Below are 18,890 nucleotides of genomic sequence, written 5' to 3'. Positions count from 1 at the left end.
TGGAAAACCGACGCAATCCCGTGCCACCGGCTGCGACACTCGACATAAACTGCGACTGCAAAGAATACGTCATCGACTACCTTACGAAGAGCTTCCCGATACGATTGATGCAGGTCTTCGCCGACGAGGACGGCAATCTTCGCTCCGAGGCGATGAGCGACGAGGAGGGCAATCCCGTTTTCTGCTCGCGTGCCATCGCCGCGCGCGATGCACTGATCGAACAGCTCTGTGCGCTGCCGCCTATCGCCACAGCGCTCGATGCGATCATCGAGCACTTCGGGACCGAGGCGGTGGCCGAGGTCACGGGCCGGACCCGCAGGCTGGTCCTGGGCCGCGATGGTCAGCAGCGCCTCGAACGCCGGAGCCCCAGTGCGAATGTCGCCGAAGCGCAAAGCTTCATGGAAGGGACCAAGCGCATCCTGGTCTTCTCGGATGCCGGCGGTACTGGGCGTTCCTATCATGCCGACCTCGGCTGTCGGAATCAGCAACGCCGGGTCCATTTCCTGCTCGAGCCGGGCTGGCGCGCCGACAACGCCATCCAGGGTCTCGGCCGTACCAACCGCACCAACCAGGCCTCGGCCCCGCTGTTCTGCCCGGTAACCACCGACGTGAAGGGCGAACGCCGCTTCATCTCGACCATTGCGCGCAGGCTCGATGCATTAGGCGCACTGACGCGCGGCCAGCGCCAGACCGGCGGACAAAACCTGTTCGACCCGGCAGACAATCTCGAAAGCGACTATGCGCGCGATGCGCTTAGCCGCTGGTTTCAGCTGCTCTATGACGGCAAGCTCGAAGCCACGAGCTTCGGCCAATTCGTCGAGCGAACCGGCCTCCGTCTCGAAAACCCCGATGGCGGGCTGACCGACAATCTCCCCACCATCCAGCGCTGGCTGAACCGCATTCTTGCGCTGCCGATCGCGCTCCAGGACGCCATATTCGACGAATATCTTGGCCTCGTCGAAGCGCGGATCGAAGCCGCGCGCGAAGCCGGAACGCTCGACCAGGGTCTTGAGACCGTCAGCGTCGATCGTTTCACGGTCCTGGCAGATGAACTCCTGCGCACCGACCCCGTGACCGGAGCAGAAACACGTCTCATCTCGCTCGAAGTGACGAGGCACCTTCGGCCTTTGCAATTGCAGCGCCTCGTCCGGATGCACGAGATTGGCAACCTGCATGCGATCCCGATGCGCAATGCGCGCTCGGGCAAAGTCGCGCTCTCGGTTCCGGCCCGGCGTCTCATCGCTGACGATGGGGCCGTGATCGAGCGCCGGCGCCTGCTGCGACCGCTCAAGTCCGCCAACTGGACGCTTGAGGCGCTTGCTGAAAGCCACTGGGAGGAGGTGGGCGTCACTGCGTTCACGAGCGCCTGGCGGGACGAGGAAGAAGAGGCCGCTGCTTCACCGGTCACCGAGCGCGTCCATCTTGCTACCGGCCTGTTGCTACCGGTCTGGAAGCGCCTGCCCGGCGATCATGTGCGCGTCACTCGGCTCGTTGCCGAGGACGGCCAGTCGATCATTGGGCGTGAAGTGCTCGATATCGATCTCGCCGCAATCGCCGAGACCTTTGGTCTTTCCGGAGTTACCGGACCGGCGCCTGAGCAGATCGGCAACCTCGTCATCGCCAACGGCAAGCCGCTGGGCCTCGCAAGCCACGATGCCTTGACCGTCAAGCGATCGCTGGTCGGCGGCGAACAGCGGCTTGAACTGACCGGGTTCTCGCCCGATCGGCTCGACTGGTACAAGGGCAAAGGCTGCTTCACCGAGATCATCCGCTACCGCACGCGCCTGTTCGTCCCGGTGTCGAATGCCTCGTCGGTTCTCCCCGCGCTTGCCGCCTGATCCCTCGGGCAGACCCCAATCCCAAAATGAGAGTGGAGGGAGCCCTTTGGGCTTGTGGGCCTCGTGATCCTCACCTGCGCCTTCATTCCATCAGGAGAACACCCATGATCCATTCGATTCCCTTGAAGAAGCTCGTCCCGAGCCCGCGCAACGTTCGCAAGTCGAGCGACGTGCTGGCCGACCTCCAGCTGCGGGCAGACATTGCTGCGCGCGGCCTGCTGCAGAACCTCGTCGTGCGCAAAGGAAAGCGCGGCAAATTCGAAGTCGAGGCCGGCGGTCGCCGTCTCGCCGCGCTGCAGGCGCTGGCCGAAGAGGGCACCTTGCCTGACACGCACGAAGTCACCTGCCTCGTGATCGAAGGCGAGGAAAGCGAAGTGCGCGAAGCCAGCCTCGCCGAGAACTTCCAGCGACTCGCGATGAACCCGGCCGACGAGGCGCAGGCCTTCGCCTCCATCATCGAAGCAGGAGCTACGACGGAAGACGTAGCGCGACGCTTCGGCCTCACCGTCCGGTTCGTCGAAGGGCGCCTGCGTTTGGCAAGTCTGGCACCCTGCGTCTTCGAAGCGCTCGCCGAAGGCACGATCACGCTCGACATGGCCAAGGCCTACGGCGCGATCTCCGACGTCGAGCGCCAGGCGCATGTCTATGCCGAGCTGCAGGATGCCTGGTACCAGATCACGCCTGACACGATCCGCCGCATGGTGCTTGATGCCACGGTGCGTGGTTCCGATCCGCGGGCCGTGCTTGTCGGACGCGATGCCTATCTCGCCGCAGGCGGCCGGATTGAGCGCGAACTGTTCGACGATGACGCCAGCGAGAGCTGGATCGATGTCGCGCTGCTCGAAGACCTCGCGCACAAGGCCATGGACGAAGCCGCAGAAAAGACCGCGCTCGAATTTGGCCTTGCCTGGGTCCGGCCGACGCTTGGCAACTACGTCAGCCACGACCTTGTTGAAGGTCTCGGTCGCTTGCCCTGCGAGCCTGCGCCAATGACCGAGCAGGAAGCGCAGGAGCTCGGTGAGCTCGAGGCCGACTACGACCGCGTCGCCGCCGTGCTCGAAGACGAAGACAGCGACGAGGACGAGGTCGCCAAGGCCGAACAGGAACTCGTCGTCATCGACCGCGCCATGCGCGCGCTCAATGACCGGCCGCCGGTCCTCGCTGACGAACTGAAATCCGAGGCTGGTGCCTTCCTAGTCCTCTCGCGCAATGGCGAGCCGACCTTGGTCCCGCAGTTCTACACCGAGACCGAAGTCATCGCTGACGAAGGCGTGATCGAGGCCATTGAAGAGAGCGGTGCGGCGAAGCCCAAGGGCAGCTCGCTGTCCCAGCGCCTGCTCGACGAACTGGCCATGCAGCGCCGCGACATCCTTGCGATCCATCTCGCCAACGATCCGGCACTGGCGCTCGACTTCATGGTCTTCACGCTTGCCGATGTCGATGGACATGACTGGCGCGCCAAGAAAGCGTCGACGCTGGTCGGCTCTGTCGCTTCCGGCCCGGTCACCGGGTTTGAGGCCAAGGATGCGCCGGCGAGCGCTGCCCTGGCCGAGTTTGCCGGGTCGCTCGATGAAAGCTGGCGTGCTGGTGAATGCGACGTGAAGCGGTTTGCGAGGTTCCGGGCGCTTTCCGATGAGGCGCGTTCGGCCTGGCTCGGCCATGTCGTCTCGCGCACTCTAGTTGCAAGCCTTGCGTGCGAAGGCGAACGTTCGGTGCCGCTGCACGAGGCGCTTGGCTCGTTACTTGAAATCGAGACCGCGCATTGGTGGCGTCCCACGGCGGCCAACTACTTCGACCGCGTGGCCAAGGCTCGCACGCTCGAAGCGCTCGATGGCGCCGGCGGTCCCGAACTCGTCAGTCGCTATGCCGCATCGAAGAAGGCCGAACTGGCGAGCGCTGCCGAGCGCATCTTCTCCGGCAACTTCATTGGCGAGCCCGAGGTCAAGGAACGGGCGCACGCCTGGGTTCCACCTATAATGCGTTTCGCCGGTTCTGAAGAAGCCGAACTGGCGGACCACGGAGGCGACGAGGCGGCCAACGTGGAAGCAACTGACGAAATTGCCGAGCAGGCTGCCTGACCCCTCCTGACAGGTCCAGGTCACTCGGCGGGCGGTCCGTCCCAATCGGGACGGGCCGCCTTTTCCATGTCAAATTTTGGGCCGGTTGCTAACAGTCCGCTCCCAGGCGACTGCGCAGCAGAAGCAGACGGCAGTCTGCTTGATCGAGACCACCCGCTCGTGTTCGCTTTGAAAAGGTTCTTGGTGGAGAGGGTCTCGTTTCTATTTCGCTGTGAACAGAAACCTGAGCTTACGCCGGTCTTCGCCAATACTTCCCTGCTATCCGTTCGGCGATAAAGCTGCCAGCAACTACCCCAAACGTGACCCAGATGATGACGCTTGGACCGTGTTTCCCGAAATCAGCCAAGCCGAATGCCACCATGGCAAAAAGCGCAGCACCAATCAGAAATGCTGGCCCTGCGATCATGCAGTGAAGCCGACGGCAACGCAAAGCGTTTAACGAGCACGCCGCCCCCATCCATAGGAACAGCACCGCCGCGATTTCCACCCTCTCGTTCGGTTGCAGAAGTTCTGCGGTAAAGTTTAGGCCGATTAGCGCCGCAAACGGCACGCCCCAGATTAGGATACGGTGCAGACGGTTGGCGGCCAAGTCACGCTTGTTGGTGGCTTCCGCGTTGCTCATCCCAACATATACCCTGCATCGGAGGCCGCCGTCGGATAAGCGAACATGGTAGATTTGATGTCGTCCGCGTTTAGCCCATGGCGCATGGCCAAGCCGAAGATATTGACGAGCTCGTCGGCGTCAGGGCCGACCAAGTGGGCTCCAAGGATGCGTCCCGTTCCGTTCTCGACCAGCAGCTTGTGGCCGTAGATCTCTTCGTTCAGCCGCCTCGCCGAGAACCAACCAGGGTGCGAGCCAGCATGCACCGTGAAATCCAGCCCTGCCTCACGCGCCTCGCTTTCCAGCATTCCGACCCTGGCCGCCGGCGGCTCCGTGAAAAGTGCACTTGGCACCCCTCGATAGTTCGGAGTTCGACCGGTATCATCGAGTATGTTTTCTACCACGACCTTGGCATCGTTACTGGAGACTGGAGTCAGTGGCGGGCCATTTGCAGCAGCGTCACCTGCCGCGAAGACCTTGGGGTTACTTTGGCTCCGTAGCTGGGCGGTAAGTGCCAAGCGACCCGCGTCACAGGCGACGTCTCCCGCCTCCAGATCGAGCGAGCCGATCGCAGGGATTCTTCCGGCAGCGTGCACCACCAGGCTCCCTTCGATCCTGCGGTCGCCAGCATGGACGGTCAGCACGCTGCCTTTCTTCGTTACGCGGTCCACTTCAGCGTCCACAATTTCGATGCCGAGATCATCGAAACTTGGCATGAGCCAATCGACCGTGTCAGGGTCGAAGGCTTTCAGAATGCGGCCTCGTTGGAAGATTGTGACCTTTGCACCGGCGCGCGCGGCGAGGTGGGCAAATTCTGCGGCAATGTATCCGCCGCCGACGAATACGATCCGATCTGGAAGGGTTTTGAGTTCTAGGAATGCATCGCTGTGAATCAGCAATTCCTCACCTTCGATCCCAAGCGGTCGAGGCTCTGCTCCCGTTGCGATAAGAGCGTGCGAGAAACTCAGTTCCCGGTCGCCTATCACGATCCTGTCGGGGCCAGCAAAGCGTGCCGCGCCGTGAAAAGTCGCGACGCCCTTACGCTCGTAGCGAGCTTCCTGCTTTTCAGGGACGGGGTCGGTAAAGCTGCGCTTGAATGCCTGGAGGTCGGCCCAATCAATTGAAACCGAGCCCTTGATGCCCTTCCCCTTCATTCGCCTGTATGCCGCGAGCGCTTCCTCTCCGCTCACCATCATCTTTTTCGGGTCGCACCCTCGAAGCGCACATGTGCCACCGTAAGGCCGATAATCGATAACCGCGCAGCGCTTCCCGGCGTTGGCCATCTGGTGGACCGCGACCTGCGCAGCAGTTCCCGATCCGATGGCGACGAAATCGAAAGCCTCAGCCATGGCAGCAATCCCCTTCCTGTATTGGGGGGCAGGGAACGGTGCCGTACGAGCAAAACACGCAGCAATCGCCTTGGAGCGGCTGAAGGCGAACGCCGCAACCCGCGCAGTTATGGAAGAACAGGCAAGCGTTGGTCGGCATTTCCATGTCCTCCTCATGACCGCATTCGGGACAGCGCAAGCGCGAGATCAGGATCGGATCAGCCATAGAGGAAGGCACCTGTCAGCAGCGCCGCACCGATGGCAATTCCTATGGCGGTCAGCGCTCGATAAGTCGATGATCCGCATGCACTGTCCGCCGGGCATGTTCGTGCCTGCCGAAACTGCCAGAGCAAACGGAGGGTCGCAGCGAGAAGAAGAGCCGACGCCAGGGTCAGCAACGGGACGCGATAGGGGGCCAGGACCGGCGAGATGCTGCCAAGCCACGCCGAGCCCACACCCACCGACGCGAGCATCAAGGGCAGTGCACAGCATGCAGCTGCCCCGAAGGCTGCAAAGATACCTCCGCCCGTCGCCAATCCGTTCCACCATGTGCTGATGCCGCGCATCGATCGTCCTTTTGCAAACCTCGATTCGCACACCTATTTACAGTCTGTAGCAACTACAGACTCAAGAGGTTGGCTTTGAAAATTGGCGAAGTGGCGAAGCGGACCGGGTGTAACATCGAGACAATCCGGTATTACGAACGGATAGGCGTTATCGATGCTCCGCCGAGAAGGGGCGCCTACCGCGACTATGGTCCTCACGACACGGAGCGCCTCCGCTTCATTCGGCGCGCGCGCGAACTCGGATTTTCCCTCGAAGAGGTGCGGGCATTGCTTGACTTAACGCCAGGTCAGGAAGTGCGTTGCGATGAGGTGCAATCGATCGCCGAACAGCACCTCGCAAACATCCGTGCGAAGCGGGCCGACCTTGAGCGTATGGAGAACGCTCTCGCTAAACTGATCGAGCAATGTGGCACCACGAGCAATGATCGGTGCCCGGTATTGGAAAGCCTCGCGGGCGAAGGCTAGCCCAGCGAATTCAAGCTACAGACCAACGGGTTTCCACCCAGCACTCAAAATTGGCGCAGCCTGCCGGATCAGAAAAGCAAGCGGTCCGCTTTCGGGCACCTTGCAATGTGCGGCCTACGACCAGAATTGGGGCGCATAACGGTCATCATTGAAGGAGAGAGGAGGCAGCTTTGCTCATCCTGAGCCGGGATATGTCCGTCCCGGCCATCAGGAGAACTCCCATGACCAAGTATCGCCGCAGTGCTTCGACTTCGCCAGCCCAGCGCATTACCGCTGCCATCATCGAAAAGCTCGAGCAAGGCACAAAGCCCTGGGTCAAGCCGTGGCGTGGCGTACCGGTTTCGCGGCCCTTACGCTCCTGCGGGACCCCCTATCGCGGGATGAACACCTTCTGGTTGTGGACGGTGCCCGGTACTGGGAGGCGGATTTCTACATCCCAAGAACGGCAAGGGCACGGCACTGGCTCGCCCAGGTGTCAGGAAAGTTCATCGACCTGTTTGGTGAGCTGCGCCTGGTTGGGCGGTTCTCGAATGGTGAAGCGATCTTCGAGCGCTCCCGATCCACCTGCGACAGCGGGTCCTGATCCTGCCTCATCCCAGTCCGCCGGGAGAGGCCCTTGGGCCGGTCGTGGCGAGCCGCAACCTGCGGCCCGTCGGCCCGTGTTGCCCGCGCCAGCCTAGGGCCGCAGGTTTCCCGCTGCGCGGTGCGTCTCGCCCCTTCTCCCGGCTCTGATCGGGCTCCGGCGGACAGGGCCGAGGCAATGGTGCCTCCTCTCCTTGTCCCCGCGATCAGGAGACACCCCATGTACGACAGCTTCATCGACCAGTTGAGCGGCCTTGACCTTTCAAGCCTCAGCATCAGGCCCGCCCCATTCAATGCAACCGACTTTCCCTGCGAGGACGCGATCGACCAGACACTTGGCGCCGTATGGTCCGACCTTTTCGCGATGTTTTCCGACACTGCTTTGGAGGCTGATGCCGAGGATATTGCCTGGGGCATGGTCAATCTCTTTCACCGCGCAGCCAGCCGTAAGTCGGCTCAATTGGATCGGGCCAGCGACGAGATCCGGACTCTGCTGGCATCCGCTGATGGATCCGAAGTGCATTCGAGCAATCTGGAAGAGCAGGTCGAGCGCGCGCAGGCTGCCGAAGCCAGCATGCTGGCCTTCGAGCAAATGCGCGAGGCGACGGCAGCACTTTATCGCGACGAGACCGGTTCCTCGTGGAAGCCCGTTTCCGGCTCGCGCACGAACCATTCGCGAAATCTCACATCGGCCGTGATCGATGCCCGCGATTTCCTGCGCGCACGCGCGGAGAACCGGCGTCATGCCCTGATTCCGGAGGGCACTCCGGTAGTCTTTGCCGGTGGTCGCCAAAGCTTCGAGAGCGCCGAGGATGCGAAGCGTTATGCCGAAAATGTTTGGGCGACGCTGGACAAGGTTCGCGATGTGGTTCCTGATCTCTTCCTGGTTCATGGTGGCGACGGCAAGGGTGCCGATCGCCTGGCCGCGAGCTGGGCCGAGCGCCGCGAAGTACAGCAACTGACCTACTCACTTGATCGTCGGCTTGGTGCCCGCGCCGGATTCAAGCGCAACGAGCAGATGCTCTCGCTCAATCCGCGTTATGTCGTCGCCTTTCCCGGCAATGGCGTCACCGAACGACTGGTGATCGATGCTAAGACGCGCCGGATCACCGTGGTCGATCGTCGCGGCCTCTTGGGCACCTCGCCTGGGTCCTGAGGGGCCCTTCATCATCTGCATCTTCATGGCGCGATGTCCATTCGGCACAGACCCGGCTATAAACTGCTCATGCAACTTGACGATCTGCTGCAGCGCTACTTTGCCACCACCGACCTTTCCGGGGTTTCTCCCGATACCTTTGCAGCCGGCATTGAGCACTGCCGGGTCGATCTCGGCCTTGAGGAGGACCGGGGCAAGCGCTTTGCGCTGTGGTCATTCCTCCACATGTTCGGATCCGCCCCCGATCTTGATGTGGCGTTCGAAAACGAGGAAGACCGGCAAGCAGCTCGCAACTTCATGGATCTCCTGGCAGCATCGGAAGGCGATGGGTAAGCTGATTGCATTGGGAATACGCGAGCCTTCAGGCCCACACCCGATACCCATCCGGCTTTTGTCGCGAACAGTCCTGAACCAGGCCAGCTGAGGACAGCAACCCGTTCCTTTGACGGCCGTGTTGTCGCGCTTCGCGCGCCTGCCCGCACCACCCGTCATGAACAGGTTTCCCTTGGAGCTTCGCTCCTGCGGTGCAGTCCTCCCATGTCCTGCTTCTTCTGGATGTTCGCAAGCCGGAGATGGTCTCCGGTTTGAGGAACTGAAGGACTTACACCATGACCAATATCGCAATCCTCACCGGCCGCATCGCTCGCGATCCCGACACCCGCGAGACCAAAGGCGGCACCAACGTTGCCGGGATCACAGTCGTCACCGATCGTCCCGCACGCGACAAGGACGGCAAGACCTACAAGGACGAGAACGGCTACACCGCCAAGGAAAGCGAGTTCCACCGGGTGACCTGCTTCAACGGCCTCGCCAAGACCGTCGGCCAATACTGCTCCAAGGGCCAGCTCGTCAGCGTCCAGGGCCGCATCCACTACACACAGTGGGAGGACAAGGACGGGGTTACCCGTTACGGAACCGAGATCCTCGCCGACAAGGTCGACTTCCTCTCCCGCGGCAATGGGTCGGCCGACGAGAACGACAACACCGACGCTCCCGATATCGACTGAACTCTCCCGTCGATCTCCCTCCCGAAGGGGTCCTGTCCAACCGGACAGGGCCCCTTCTTGCTGTTCCTACTCTCCGGATGGCTGTTCGGTGCGAGGAGACGAGCGAGCCGGTGGAAGCAGCTTCTGCAGAGACGCCTCTTCACCGAGCTTTCCGAGCTCTCCGGCAACTCTTGCGAGCGCCTTCTTCGAGAAGGTCTCAAGCCCCGTTCCCAGGATGATGCGTCCCAGTTCTAGGGCGGCTTGAGCTTCAAGTAGCTTCTGGCGCTCGGCAAGTGCCAGCCGGTCGGCCTCGAGTTTCCGGAGTGCTGCGACAGCGCTTCGTTTGGTTGGCATCGGGGTTCCTTTCCTGCACCCCTCGGTGGTTCCTCCCTTCGATCAACATGCACCCGGGCACAGCCTGTAGGAAAGTCCAATCGCGCTGGTCGTCCCTTGCACTACGTAACGGAGCGGGGGAGGGGGCTGGCTCACCGAATTCCAAGGGTGATGGGCATGGGGCCGGCGCGTCAAGGACGGCGGGGCCCCACCATTTTGCCTCCCCTGCGCTTTGCTCCGGTCCGACAAAATCGTTGCCCCCACCGCCGCTTCGCGGTCGCCCTCGGGGCGATCCCTGACCCGCCGGCCCCATGCCCCTCCGCCTGTTTCCTGTCGTCTCAGCGACAGGTTTCAGGAGGATATCATGACTACACTCAGCACCTTGGACATGAACGCGCACAGCTATTTCGAAGCGCTTGCAGTTGCCGAAAGGCGCGCCCAGCACAGTTTCTTCGACCAGCACGTGGTGGAAGATGAAGACCTGGGCTACTTCGCCCTGGACGAGGGTGACTACAACGCACTGCCTGCGCATCTCGCCAGCCGCGTGGTGCACACGGTCCATGGAGCCATGCTGGACGAATACTGACGACCATACGAGGGCAGGAGCCGGTGACGGTTCCTGCCTTTTTTCGTGTTCGCTGGCACTGGAGCGGGACGAAAAGCGGAGCGGGGCTGGGGTCGCGCTCGGTCCCGCCCCGCCTTCGGCGGTGCTCCTGCGGGCGCGGCCTTCTTGTTCTGGGCCCCGCACGCACGCCCGAACGACAGCGGGTCGGACCGGCGCGGTGCCGCGGGAACCGACAGGCCCCGGTCCCGGGCACCGCACGCGCTCCTTTGCCGCCGCCTTTGCGGGGTGTGCGGTCCTTGTGCGTGGTATTCATTCAAACGCAGATCAGGCTCAATTACGGTCGCGAACTGGATGCTCGCGCCTCCGAGGGCTCAGTTGGAAAATGCCTTAGAGAAAGGAGCGACCATGATCACTGGATTTCGCCGCACAATGGGGAACAGAATTGGCACACCGTACGCAGCTTCGCCGCAGAAAGGTATTATTTACCAAACGGTTGCCTGAATTTGTTCCTCGAAATCGAGGAGCAGAACAATGGGTGCAAATGGCCATGTGCTACCTGAAAAATCAAGCCAGAATCACTTGATTTCCGGAGCGACCGATGGGCGCGAGGGAGAGGGTGAGACGAATGAGCGGAAGGTAAGGCTCAACGGCAATATTGCCCGGCGCAGGCCTGGCAAGGAGATGATTGAGTACTGGGATAAGGACCTGCCCGGCTTTGGCCTGCGAGTGCATCCCTCCGGGCGACGGACCTGGTTCGTGATGTTCCGTCAGCGCCGCAAGCAGCGGCGTGTTTCACTCGGCACATCGCGCCAGATCACAGCACGGGAAGCGCGCAGGCTGGCGCGCGACAAGCTGATCGAGGTGGCGCTCGATGGCCTGCCGACGCGAAAGACTGACAGGTCCGGATCAAAGCAGGCGCCATTGATGCGCGATTACGCCGAACGCTTCTGGGCAGATTATGCGCGGCATTGGAAACCAAGCACCCAGCGAGGCAATTGTGGCAGCATCAAGCGCCATATCCTTCCGGCTTTCGGCAACCGCCGCGTCAATGAGATCACCAAGGCTGATGTCTTGTTCTGGCGCGACGGATTTGCCGAGCGCACGGGTACGTTCAATCGAACCATTCCGATCCTGTCAGTGATGATGACCTATGCCGAGAAGCTTGGTCTTCGACCGCGTGGATCAAACCCATGCCGAGGCACACCCCGATACAAGCGCAAGCGAATGGAGCGCTTTTTGTCTGCGCGCGAATATGGGCAACTGGCGTCCGCACTGATTGATTTTGAGGTGGAGAACCCACTCGTCGTCGCGGCGATCCGTCTTCTGATCTACACCGGCGCGCGCTGCGGCGAGATCGAGAAGCTTCGCTGGGAATGGGTGCAGGAGCCCCGTCTGATGCTGCCGGACAGCAAGACGGGGGCGAAGATCATCTATCTCAATCGGCAGGCCGTGAGCGTCATTGCAATGATCCCGGATCGAACAGCAAGCGGACTGCTATTCCCCTCGACTCGTGATCCTGACAAGCCGACCAAGCTGAGCATGTACTGGCCGGACATCCGCAATCGCGCCGCATTGCCCGATGTGCGCTTGCATGACTTGCGTCATAGCTTCGCTTCGACCGCCATTCGCGACAACATCTCGCTGATGGTGATCGGCAAGCTGCTCGGCCACGCCCTGGCTGAAACGACATCGCGCTACGCGCATCTCTCGGATGAGGTAGTTGCCGATGCTGCCGAGCGTGTCTCGGGGTCGATTGCCCGCTTGGTGGGAGTGGGTCGATGAACGCGCGCACTCTCAAGTCCATCGTGGCCGAGGAAATCGGCTCGATGAAGATCGTTGCGATTGGCAGGACCGATGGCGACAGTCAGTTGCGGCAAACGAGCTGGTCGAAGCAATTGCCAGGCTTTGGCATCCGGCACTATGCCAGCGGACGGAAGATCTACATCGTTCAGGCCGCGATGCAGGGCCGCACACGCACCGTAACGATTGGCAATGCCAAGGTGCTGAGCAAGGCGAGGGCCATGGACGTCGCCCGCCGCGTTCTGCTCCGCGCGCAGGTGGGCAAGAACCCCGCGGAAAAGCGCAAGCAACGACGCAAGGTGCCGCTCTATTCCGACTTTCTCGAAACCTATTGGCACAAGGTCGCGCCGAGCTGGAAGCCTTCGACGCAAACGACACATGGACTTTATCGCCAGAACTACCTGCAATCGGCATTTGCAGGATTGTTCCTCGACCAGATCGATGAAGCGCAGGTGCAGGAGTGGTTCAATCGCGTAACCGACTTCGGAGGTCCGGGTGCGGCCAACCGCTCCTATGAAATCCTGCGCGCGCTGATGAACAAGGCGGAGGAGTGGGGTATCAAGGCAGAAGGTTCGAACCCCTGCACCGCAATCCGCGTGAACCGGCGGCGCAAATGCGAGCGTTTCCTGTCCGATCAGGAGTTCCAACGCCTGGGCGAAGCGATCAACAAGCACCGCAACTCACACCCGCTGCATTGCGCTGCTCTCTACCTGCTAATGCTAACCGGCTGCCGTAAGTCCGAGATCACCGGGCTTCTATGGAGCGAGGTGAAAGGACGGCGCTTGCGGCTGACTGACAGCAAGACTGGACCAAGAACGGTTTGGCTGGGCGAGGCTGCATGGACCATCCTGCAATGCCTGCCGCGCCACAAGAGCCATCCAGAGGTTTTCTGGAATCCGAGGACACGCCGACCTCTGGTAGTGGATGAATGTTGGAAGGATGTGCGCGCGGAAGCGCAGCTACCGGGTGTTCGTCTCCACGACCTGCGGCACAGCTTTGCCAGCCACGCGGCAGCCCGTTCCGAAACACTGCCGATGATCGGTAAATTGCTGGGCCACAGGCATGTGACGACCACCGCCCGCTACGCTCACTTAGACGATGGCCCGGTCATCGAAGCTGGGCAGCGCATTGGCGATCTGATCGAAGAAATGATGGGAGATAGTCTTTCATTGAACCATAACACTATGTGTGATAGTGAGGCGGTGCTGTGAAATTCAAGAACCCGCGCATCCGCATCTATGCCAACCGCTGGTTCGCCAAGTTCGCGGCAAAGGAAAAGATCGGCGATGCAACGCTTGCTGATGCCGTGCATCGGGCCGAATCCGGCCTGATCGATGCCGATCTCGGCAGCGGTCTCATCAAGCAACGCATCGCGCGCGAAGGCGGAGGAAAATCGGGTGGCTATCGCTCGATCCTGATCTTCCGTTCGGGCGAGCGGGCCATTTTCGTGTTTGCTTTTGCCAAGAGCGCCAAGGCGAACCTGAGTGCGGCAGAATTGAAGGTCTATCGCAAGGCCGCCAGAATCATGCTGGAGCTTGGTGATGACGAGATCGAAACGGAAGTTGAAGCAGGCCGATTGGTCGAGGTGAAAGACGATGAGAAAGACTAAGGCAAAGACCTACAAGAGCGAGGCGATGGCCGCCGTCCACGAAATGATGGAAGGCCTCCACGATGCGGGCAGCATCGACAAACGCACAATGCGCGAGTTCGATGAAGCGTGCCTTGCGCCTGCTCCGGTCCTTGCACCGGAAGAGATCAGAGCGATTCGCGAGGCAGAGCATGTCTCGCAGCCGGTGTTCGCGCGCTACCTCAATGTGTCAAAGAACCTTGTTTCGGACTGGGAGCGCGGCGCGAAGAAACCGGGAGGTCCAGCGCTGAGGCTGCTGTCGATCATTCAGCGCAACGGGTTGGATGCAGTGGCTTGAACTGGGTCGTTAGCGGAAAGTCGGCTTTGCGATATAGAATACTAGGATCAGATTTTCTTCTCAAGGCGTATCAACTGCCTTCCCGAGCGCACACATTGTTATAGGGTATGGCATCGTGGCCAGATTTCCCCGCTTCACGCAAACGCATTGTGCTGCGCTACAATCTTCAGCTCTGATCCGCCGATAGCTTGATCCTGTCCCTCAACCATGTGAGCCCGGCATCGTGAGCTCGGGTGCTATGGTGCTGCATCATTTCGCGCATCACCGGCAGCTTGAATGGTGCCTCAATGATCGTCAGGTCCAGTTCGACCGCAGTGGCCTTTGCCAGCCGCTCGTGCATGACAGAAAGCCTTTGCGTACCGCGCAAGAGCCATGGCACCTGGATGAAGGACTGGGCAGAAACTTCGATGTGTCGATTGGGCACGCTCTTGCGCAGGAATGCCTCGATGAAGGTGTGCTGGCCAGAGATGCGCACTGCGACGTGACCGCAGCTGAGGAACCGTTCCAGCGTCATTCCTTGCTCGAAGACCGGATTCTCGCGCCAACCCGCAACCACGTGTCGTTCTTCGAAAAGCAGTTCTCGCGGATGGTCGCCCTGCATGAATTCGTCAGGAGTGAGGATAAGGTCGATTTCGCCGGCTTCGAGGCGGCCCAGACTGTTCTCGTCGGGTAGCGTCAAATCGAGCCTGATGCCCGGCGCCTCTTCCTGAAGATCCCCGATCAAAGGAACCAGCAAAACGGTGGTGATGTAATCCGATGCGCTGATGCGGAAACGCCGCTTCGAGGTCCTGGGATCGAACTTTGTACTGGTAGCTATCAGGCTCTTCAGGCGAACGAGTTCCGCGCTAACCTCGGGTGCCAGTGCCAGAGCATGCTGGGTCGGGATCATTTTCTTGCCGTGTTGGACGAGCAACTCATCCTGAAAGCTCTCACGCAGGCGCTTGAGTGCAGCGCTGATCGCAGGTTGCGTGACATTGAGCCTCTTGGCGGCGCGCGTCACGCTGCGTTCCTCGAGTAGAATATCGAATACAACCAGCAAGTTGAGATCGAAGTTGTCCAAGCGCATAAACCATAAGTAGCAGTTATCTAAATTGATAAAAACATAAAATTGGACTGATAAAGATGTTGGGCGCATTTTCGCTGTCATTGATAAGAATCAAATTGGGAGTTGGGTGAATGCGGAGGTTCTATCTGGTTGGCAGCGCCATTGGCGCGATTGCCGCCGCTATGTCTGGCGGCTCCGCCATGGCGCAGGAGGCCGATGCTCAGACAGAGGCTGAAGACACGAGCGAGAGCTCTTCGCAGGGACTCGGCACGATTGTCGTGACCGCGCAACGGCGCGAAGAATCGCTGCAGGACGCGGCTATTGCGATCGACGCATTTGCGCCAGACGATCTGGTGCGACAGGGCGTAGAATCGGCAAAAGACCTTGGACGCATCTCGCCATCGCTCGGTGCGAATCCTGGTGGCGGCCCACTGACCAGCCTGTTCGTTCGCGGTGTCGGTGCCTTGACCGTTAATCCGTTGCAGGATTCTGGCGTGGCCCAAAACTATGATGGTGTCTATCTTGGGCGCTCCAGCACGGCAGCTGGCTTAAGCTTCTATGACATGGAGCGTGTGGAACTGCTCAAGGGCCCGCAGGGCACTCTTTATGGCCGTAACGCAACCGGCGGCGTACTCAACTATATCCCCAACAGGCCCGAACTTGGTGACACAAGTGGCTACATCCAGGCCTCCTATGGCAATTTCGATGCCTTTGGCATTCAAGGTGCCGTCAACGTACCTTTGGGCGACACGGTAGCCTTCCGCGTCGCGGGTAGTCACCAGCAGCGCGACGGCTATAACGAGGATGGGACTTCTGATCTGGATGCCCAATCAGTCCGTGCTCAATTGCTGTTCGAGCCAACGGACCGCCTCAGTTTCCGAATTGCAGCTGACCATACAGAGGTTGGTGGCTTAGGGACATCCGGCTCGCTCCTCGGCTTTTTTGGCAATGCGCCGGGAACACAAAGGGACTTCACGCCCACTGGTGTTGATATCGATTGCGGCGCGACTTGCGCAGCCTCCAATGCATTTCGTGTGCAGACTTTTCAGGGTCCGTCCTTCGCATTGCTCCCAGCCATCAACACCAGCGATTTGTTTCAGGACCTGTCCTACACGGGCGTCAATGCCGAGCTGAACTATGAACTCGATGCGGGCACGATTACCGTGATCCCGGCGTATCGCGAATATAATCTGGACTACACCTTTGTCGGACCGGGGTTTGCGCCCGCGCCGAACCAGGAGCAAGGCGAGCAATTCTCAATCGAAGCACGATTTACATCGGACTTCGATGGTCCATTGAACGGCGTGTTTGGCTTCTACTATTTCGATGAAGAAATCGATTTCGCGGCCAATTTCTATCAGGTTGCAGTCGCGCCAATCCAGAACTGGACAAACGGCGGTGACTCTTGGGCGGCGTTCGCTCAGCTGACTTTCGATGTGACGGAGGAGTTCAGGATTAGCGTCGGCGGCCGCTACACCGAGGATTCCAAATTCGTTACCGGTGACGACTTCACCTTCTTGACGATTTGTCCGCTTGAAACACCGCCGTTCCCGGGCGCACCTTTCCTGATCCCGGATTTTGCGGGCTGTCAGGCGCAGAACTATCCTGCATTGCCGCCGACCACCGATCCCCAGGTCTATATTGACGGCTTGATCGCCGGCGGCTTTATTCCGCCCAACTCCACGATCAACGATGGGTTTTATCCGCTTATCAATGGGTCCGCTGGTTTCATTGTCGATGCAGGTGCCGGTCAGGGTCTGACGAACAGCAATAGCTGGAATGAACCTACTTACCGCGTAGGCCTTGAGTACGATGTGACACCCGAAAACCTGCTCTATGCCACCTATGAACGTGGTTACCGGGCTGGCGGTGTCGAGCTGGACGATCCGACTGCTGGCGGAGGCCTTAGTTTTGATCCCGAATTTATCGACGCTTTCACGATCGGTTCCAAGAACCGCTTCTTGAACGATCGCCTGCAACTCAATTTCGAAGCATTCTATTGGGAGTATAAGGGTCAGCAGATTACCTACTTCTCGACCATTGGCGGCGCTCCGAATTTTGGAACGGCGAATGGTAACTCCACAATTCAGGGCTTCGATATCGATTTCCTGTGGGCCGTGGCGCCTACCACAACGTTTGGTGTCAAATTCCAATACCTGGACGCTACGCTGGACAATCTCACGCTTGTTTCGGATCCGGCGACCGGACGCTTTGGATGCGACGATATCGGCGTTGTCGGTGGTCTGCAGACATTCGAGTGTGCTGGCACCGACCTCCTTTATTCACCCGAAGTAGCCGTAGACGTCGCTCTACAGCACGTCTTCGAACTGGGTGATTACGACCTGACGTTCTTTGCCGATGCATCCTATCGCAGCGAACAGCAGACCGACTTGTCCTTCACACCTGAAACGGTTTCGGATGAGTATATAACGGCGAATTTCCAACTAACGTTCGGGCCCGCTGATCAGGGATGGTCGATCTCTGCGTTCATCAACAATGCCTTCAACGAGCGCTATCTCGTCAACACGAACGTCGGCAGCTCCGGGGCATTCTATGGTGAACACAATCCACGGCGCACTTACGGCCTGCGGGCACGAGCCGAATTCTAGGACTACGGATTATGCGGAAAGTTTGCTTCACACTGGTCAGCGCCTTCGCGCTGGCCAGCACCCCTCTCCTTGCCGAGCACCATGAGGGCGAGCAAGGGGAGGTAACCGAGACTGTCGATGCCGGTCGCTGGATCACTTTGGGCACAAGGGCAGGGCCCGTTCCAAGTCCGACCCGTTCCCAGCCTGCAAATCTGCTGGTAGCCGGTGGTAAGAACATCCTCGTCGATGTGGGGGATGGCACGGCCGGGCGGCTAATTCAGGTCGGCGTCCCCACCAACCAGATCGATGCCTTGTTTATCAGCCACTTGCACTGGGATCACACGGGTGGCCTTGCGGCAATTCTGGGTCTGCGGGTTCAGACCAATGCCGAAAATCCGCTAGTCATCTACGGCCCGCCGGGCACGGAAGAAATGGTCGCGGGACTGCTGGCCTCTATGGTTCCGGGCAACACCGCAGGCTACGGAGTACCCGGAGCGCCGCGCCCTTCGCTATCGGACATCACCGAAGTCATCGAACTGCGCGATCGCGATGTGATCGAGTATGCAGGGATGTCGGTAAGCGTGCGCAACAACACGCACTACTCATTTGCCCCGGACAGCGGTCTGGCTGATCGCTTTGAATCGCTTTCATTCCGCTTTGACCTGCCAGGCCGCTCGATCGTTTACACCGGCGACACCGGGCCGAGTGCGGCGGTCGAAGAACTGGCGCGGGGCGCAGATCTTCTCGTAGCCGAAATGATGGATGTCGATGATACCATCGCAATGGTGCGGCGTAATTCTCCCAATGCTCCGGAACAGGTCCTCGCAGGGATTTCTCGCCATTTGCGCGATCACCACCTGCTGCCACCCGATGTCGGGCAAATGGCCAGCAATGCCGGAGTGGGGGCCGTTGTCGTCACGCATTTCGCCGGGCGCGAACGCGGAGATCCGCAGCATCTCGAATATCTGCGCCAGATTGCCGAGCACTATGATGGGCCAGTTGTCATCGCCAACGACCTCGACGAGTACTGAGCC

General features: G+C 60.2%; 19 protein-coding genes and 2 pseudogenes. 15 read left to right on the top strand and 6 right to left on the bottom strand.

Annotation, left to right across the window (positions count from 1 at the left end; translation table 11 throughout):
* Positions 1–1,838, top strand: a 1,838-nt coding sequence (locus tag ABFX23_RS16645; protein ID WP_346034081.1) for a strawberry notch C-terminal domain-containing protein, incomplete at its 5' end; no start/stop codon positions are given.
* Positions 1,839–1,942: 104 nt separating this feature from the next.
* The gene (locus ABFX23_RS16640) at positions 1,943–3,916 is read left to right on the top strand and encodes a ParB/RepB/Spo0J family partition protein (protein ID WP_346034080.1); all 1,974 of its coding nucleotides are present in this window, start codon (positions 1,943–1,945) and stop codon (positions 3,914–3,916) included.
* A 229-nt stretch (positions 3,917–4,145) separates the two neighbouring features.
* Here the strand turns inward: ABFX23_RS16640 and ABFX23_RS16635 are convergent, their stop codons facing one another.
* From ABFX23_RS16635 to ABFX23_RS16620, 4 genes are read right to left on the bottom strand one after another with little or no spacing between them, the layout of a single operon-like run.
* Positions 4,146–4,538 (bottom strand): hypothetical protein, encoded by a 393-nt coding sequence (locus ABFX23_RS16635; RefSeq protein ID WP_011414916.1) that lies wholly within the window; start codon positions 4,536–4,538, stop codon positions 4,146–4,148.
* A complete protein-coding gene (locus ABFX23_RS16630; RefSeq protein ID WP_011414915.1) occupies positions 4,535–5,866 on the bottom strand; it encodes a dihydrolipoyl dehydrogenase family protein in 1,332 nt (443 codons plus the stop codon). The genes ABFX23_RS16635 and ABFX23_RS16630 overlap by 4 nt, the downstream gene beginning before the upstream one ends.
* Positions 5,859–6,071, bottom strand: coding sequence for a GDCCVxC domain-containing (seleno)protein (locus ABFX23_RS16625; protein WP_081432306.1), 213 nt, complete (start codon positions 6,069–6,071; stop codon positions 5,859–5,861). Before ABFX23_RS16625 ends, ABFX23_RS16630 begins: the two co-directional genes overlap by 8 nt.
* On the bottom strand, positions 6,064–6,411 hold the full coding sequence (locus ABFX23_RS16620; RefSeq protein WP_007163747.1) for a mercuric transporter MerT family protein: 348 nt from the start codon (positions 6,409–6,411) through the stop codon (positions 6,064–6,066). Before ABFX23_RS16620 ends, ABFX23_RS16625 begins: the two co-directional genes overlap by 8 nt.
* A 75-nt stretch (positions 6,412–6,486) precedes the next feature.
* Here ABFX23_RS16620 and ABFX23_RS16615 point away from each other — a divergent pair, with 75 nt between their 5' ends.
* From ABFX23_RS16615 to ABFX23_RS16595, 6 genes and pseudogenes are all read left to right on the top strand, one after another.
* The gene (locus tag ABFX23_RS16615) at positions 6,487–6,876 is read left to right on the top strand and encodes a MerR family transcriptional regulator (RefSeq protein ID WP_007163748.1); all 390 of its coding nucleotides are present in this window, start codon (positions 6,487–6,489) and stop codon (positions 6,874–6,876) included.
* Positions 6,877–7,097: 221 nt separating this feature from the next.
* Positions 7,098–7,283 (top strand): annotated as a pseudogene (locus tag ABFX23_RS16610) (ArdC-like ssDNA-binding domain-containing protein); the annotation flags it as partial.
* Positions 7,277–7,459: pseudogene (locus ABFX23_RS17820) on the top strand (hypothetical protein); the annotation flags it as partial. The pseudogenes ABFX23_RS16610 and ABFX23_RS17820, both read left to right, overlap by 7 nt.
* A gap of 219 nt (positions 7,460–7,678) precedes the next feature.
* Positions 7,679–8,614 carry a DUF2493 domain-containing protein gene (locus tag ABFX23_RS16605; RefSeq protein WP_170002880.1) on the top strand — a complete coding sequence of 312 codons (936 nt, stop codon included), beginning with the start codon at positions 7,679–7,681 and terminating at the stop codon, positions 8,612–8,614.
* A 69-nt stretch (positions 8,615–8,683) separates the two neighbouring features.
* Entirely contained in the window at positions 8,684–8,947 is a 264-nt protein-coding gene (locus ABFX23_RS16600; protein WP_011413782.1) for a hypothetical protein, read from the top strand.
* 275 nt (positions 8,948–9,222) lie between these two features.
* On the top strand, positions 9,223–9,621 hold the full coding sequence (locus ABFX23_RS16595) for a single-stranded DNA-binding protein (RefSeq protein WP_010412500.1): 399 nt from the start codon (positions 9,223–9,225) through the stop codon (positions 9,619–9,621).
* A gap of 66 nt (positions 9,622–9,687) precedes the next feature.
* On the opposite strand, the gene ABFX23_RS16590 is transcribed toward ABFX23_RS16595, so the two are convergent.
* Entirely contained in the window at positions 9,688–9,954 is a 267-nt protein-coding gene (locus tag ABFX23_RS16590; protein ID WP_083825588.1) for a DUF6437 family protein, read from the bottom strand.
* A 343-nt stretch (positions 9,955–10,297) separates the two neighbouring features.
* On the opposite strand from ABFX23_RS16590, the gene ABFX23_RS16585 reads away from it, so the two are divergent.
* The 5 genes from ABFX23_RS16585 to ABFX23_RS16565 all read left to right on the top strand — a co-directional run bounded on the left by ABFX23_RS16585 (position 10,298) and on the right by ABFX23_RS16565 (position 14,223).
* A complete protein-coding gene (locus ABFX23_RS16585) occupies positions 10,298–10,519 on the top strand; it encodes a hypothetical protein (RefSeq protein ID WP_029140018.1) in 222 nt (73 codons plus the stop codon).
* A gap of 510 nt (positions 10,520–11,029) precedes the next feature.
* Positions 11,030–12,280 carry a tyrosine-type recombinase/integrase gene (locus ABFX23_RS16580; protein WP_346034079.1) on the top strand — a complete coding sequence of 417 codons (1,251 nt, stop codon included), beginning with the start codon at positions 11,030–11,032 and terminating at the stop codon, positions 12,278–12,280.
* A gap of 23 nt (positions 12,281–12,303) precedes the next feature.
* Complete coding sequence (locus tag ABFX23_RS16575; protein ID WP_346034078.1) at positions 12,304–13,509, top strand: tyrosine-type recombinase/integrase; 1,206 nt, start codon at positions 12,304–12,306, stop codon at positions 13,507–13,509.
* The gene (locus ABFX23_RS16570) at positions 13,506–13,907 is read left to right on the top strand and encodes a type II toxin-antitoxin system RelE/ParE family toxin (RefSeq protein ID WP_346034077.1); all 402 of its coding nucleotides are present in this window, start codon (positions 13,506–13,508) and stop codon (positions 13,905–13,907) included. The genes ABFX23_RS16575 and ABFX23_RS16570 overlap by 4 nt, the downstream gene beginning before the upstream one ends.
* Positions 13,894–14,223, top strand: a complete 330-nt coding sequence (locus ABFX23_RS16565) for a helix-turn-helix domain-containing protein (protein ID WP_346034076.1) — start codon at positions 13,894–13,896, stop codon at positions 14,221–14,223. The genes ABFX23_RS16570 and ABFX23_RS16565 overlap by 14 nt, the downstream gene beginning before the upstream one ends.
* A 166-nt stretch (positions 14,224–14,389) precedes the next feature.
* On the opposite strand, the gene ABFX23_RS16560 is transcribed toward ABFX23_RS16565, so the two are convergent.
* On the bottom strand, positions 14,390–15,289 hold the full coding sequence (locus ABFX23_RS16560; protein WP_346034075.1) for a LysR family transcriptional regulator: 900 nt from the start codon (positions 15,287–15,289) through the stop codon (positions 14,390–14,392).
* Between the two features lie 110 nt (positions 15,290–15,399).
* On the opposite strand from ABFX23_RS16560, the gene ABFX23_RS16555 reads away from it, so the two are divergent.
* Both ABFX23_RS16555 and ABFX23_RS16550 read left to right on the top strand, forming a co-directional pair.
* Entirely contained in the window at positions 15,400–17,877 is a 2,478-nt protein-coding gene (locus ABFX23_RS16555) for a TonB-dependent receptor (RefSeq protein WP_346034074.1), read from the top strand.
* An 11-nt stretch (positions 17,878–17,888) separates the two neighbouring features.
* Entirely contained in the window at positions 17,889–18,887 is a 999-nt protein-coding gene (locus ABFX23_RS16550; protein WP_346034073.1) for an MBL fold metallo-hydrolase, read from the top strand.
* Positions 18,888–18,890: the final 3 nt, after the last annotated feature.

The sequence above is a fragment of the Erythrobacter westpacificensis genome (assembly GCF_039542285.1).
Taxonomy (GTDB): domain Bacteria; phylum Pseudomonadota; class Alphaproteobacteria; order Sphingomonadales; family Sphingomonadaceae; genus Alteraurantiacibacter; species Alteraurantiacibacter westpacificensis.
The sequence above is the reverse complement of the archived record's forward strand: the minus strand, read 5'-3'. Positions and strand labels throughout refer to the sequence as shown.

What these genes read in the sequence shown, in the direction of transcription:
- ABFX23_RS16640 (WP_346034080.1), top strand. Translation starts at nt 1,943, where the DNA reads ATGATCCATTCGATTCCCTTGAAGAAGCTCGTCCCGAGCCCGCGCAAC.
- ABFX23_RS16635 (WP_011414916.1), bottom strand. Translation starts at nt 4,538, where the DNA reads ATGAGCAACGCGGAAGCCACCAACAAGCGTGACTTGGCCGCCAACCGT.
- ABFX23_RS16630 (WP_011414915.1), bottom strand. Translation starts at nt 5,866, where the DNA reads ATGGCTGAGGCTTTCGATTTCGTCGCCATCGGATCGGGAACTGCTGCG.
- ABFX23_RS16625 (WP_081432306.1), bottom strand. Translation starts at nt 6,071, where the DNA reads ATGGCTGATCCGATCCTGATCTCGCGCTTGCGCTGTCCCGAATGCGGT.
- ABFX23_RS16620 (WP_007163747.1), bottom strand. Translation starts at nt 6,411, where the DNA reads ATGCGCGGCATCAGCACATGGTGGAACGGATTGGCGACGGGCGGAGGT.
- ABFX23_RS16605 (WP_170002880.1), top strand. Translation starts at nt 7,679, where the DNA reads ATGTACGACAGCTTCATCGACCAGTTGAGCGGCCTTGACCTTTCAAGC.
- ABFX23_RS16600 (WP_011413782.1), top strand. Translation starts at nt 8,684, where the DNA reads ATGCAACTTGACGATCTGCTGCAGCGCTACTTTGCCACCACCGACCTT.
- ABFX23_RS16595 (WP_010412500.1), top strand. Translation starts at nt 9,223, where the DNA reads ATGACCAATATCGCAATCCTCACCGGCCGCATCGCTCGCGATCCCGAC.
- ABFX23_RS16590 (WP_083825588.1), bottom strand. Translation starts at nt 9,954, where the DNA reads ATGCCAACCAAACGAAGCGCTGTCGCAGCACTCCGGAAACTCGAGGCC.
- ABFX23_RS16585 (WP_029140018.1), top strand. Translation starts at nt 10,298, where the DNA reads ATGACTACACTCAGCACCTTGGACATGAACGCGCACAGCTATTTCGAA.
- ABFX23_RS16580 (WP_346034079.1), top strand. Translation starts at nt 11,030, where the DNA reads ATGGGTGCAAATGGCCATGTGCTACCTGAAAAATCAAGCCAGAATCAC.
- ABFX23_RS16565 (WP_346034076.1), top strand. Translation starts at nt 13,894, where the DNA reads ATGAGAAAGACTAAGGCAAAGACCTACAAGAGCGAGGCGATGGCCGCC.
- ABFX23_RS16560 (WP_346034075.1), bottom strand. Translation starts at nt 15,289, where the DNA reads ATGCGCTTGGACAACTTCGATCTCAACTTGCTGGTTGTATTCGATATT.
- ABFX23_RS16555 (WP_346034074.1), top strand. Translation starts at nt 15,400, where the DNA reads ATGCGGAGGTTCTATCTGGTTGGCAGCGCCATTGGCGCGATTGCCGCC.
- ABFX23_RS16550 (WP_346034073.1), top strand. Translation starts at nt 17,889, where the DNA reads ATGCGGAAAGTTTGCTTCACACTGGTCAGCGCCTTCGCGCTGGCCAGC.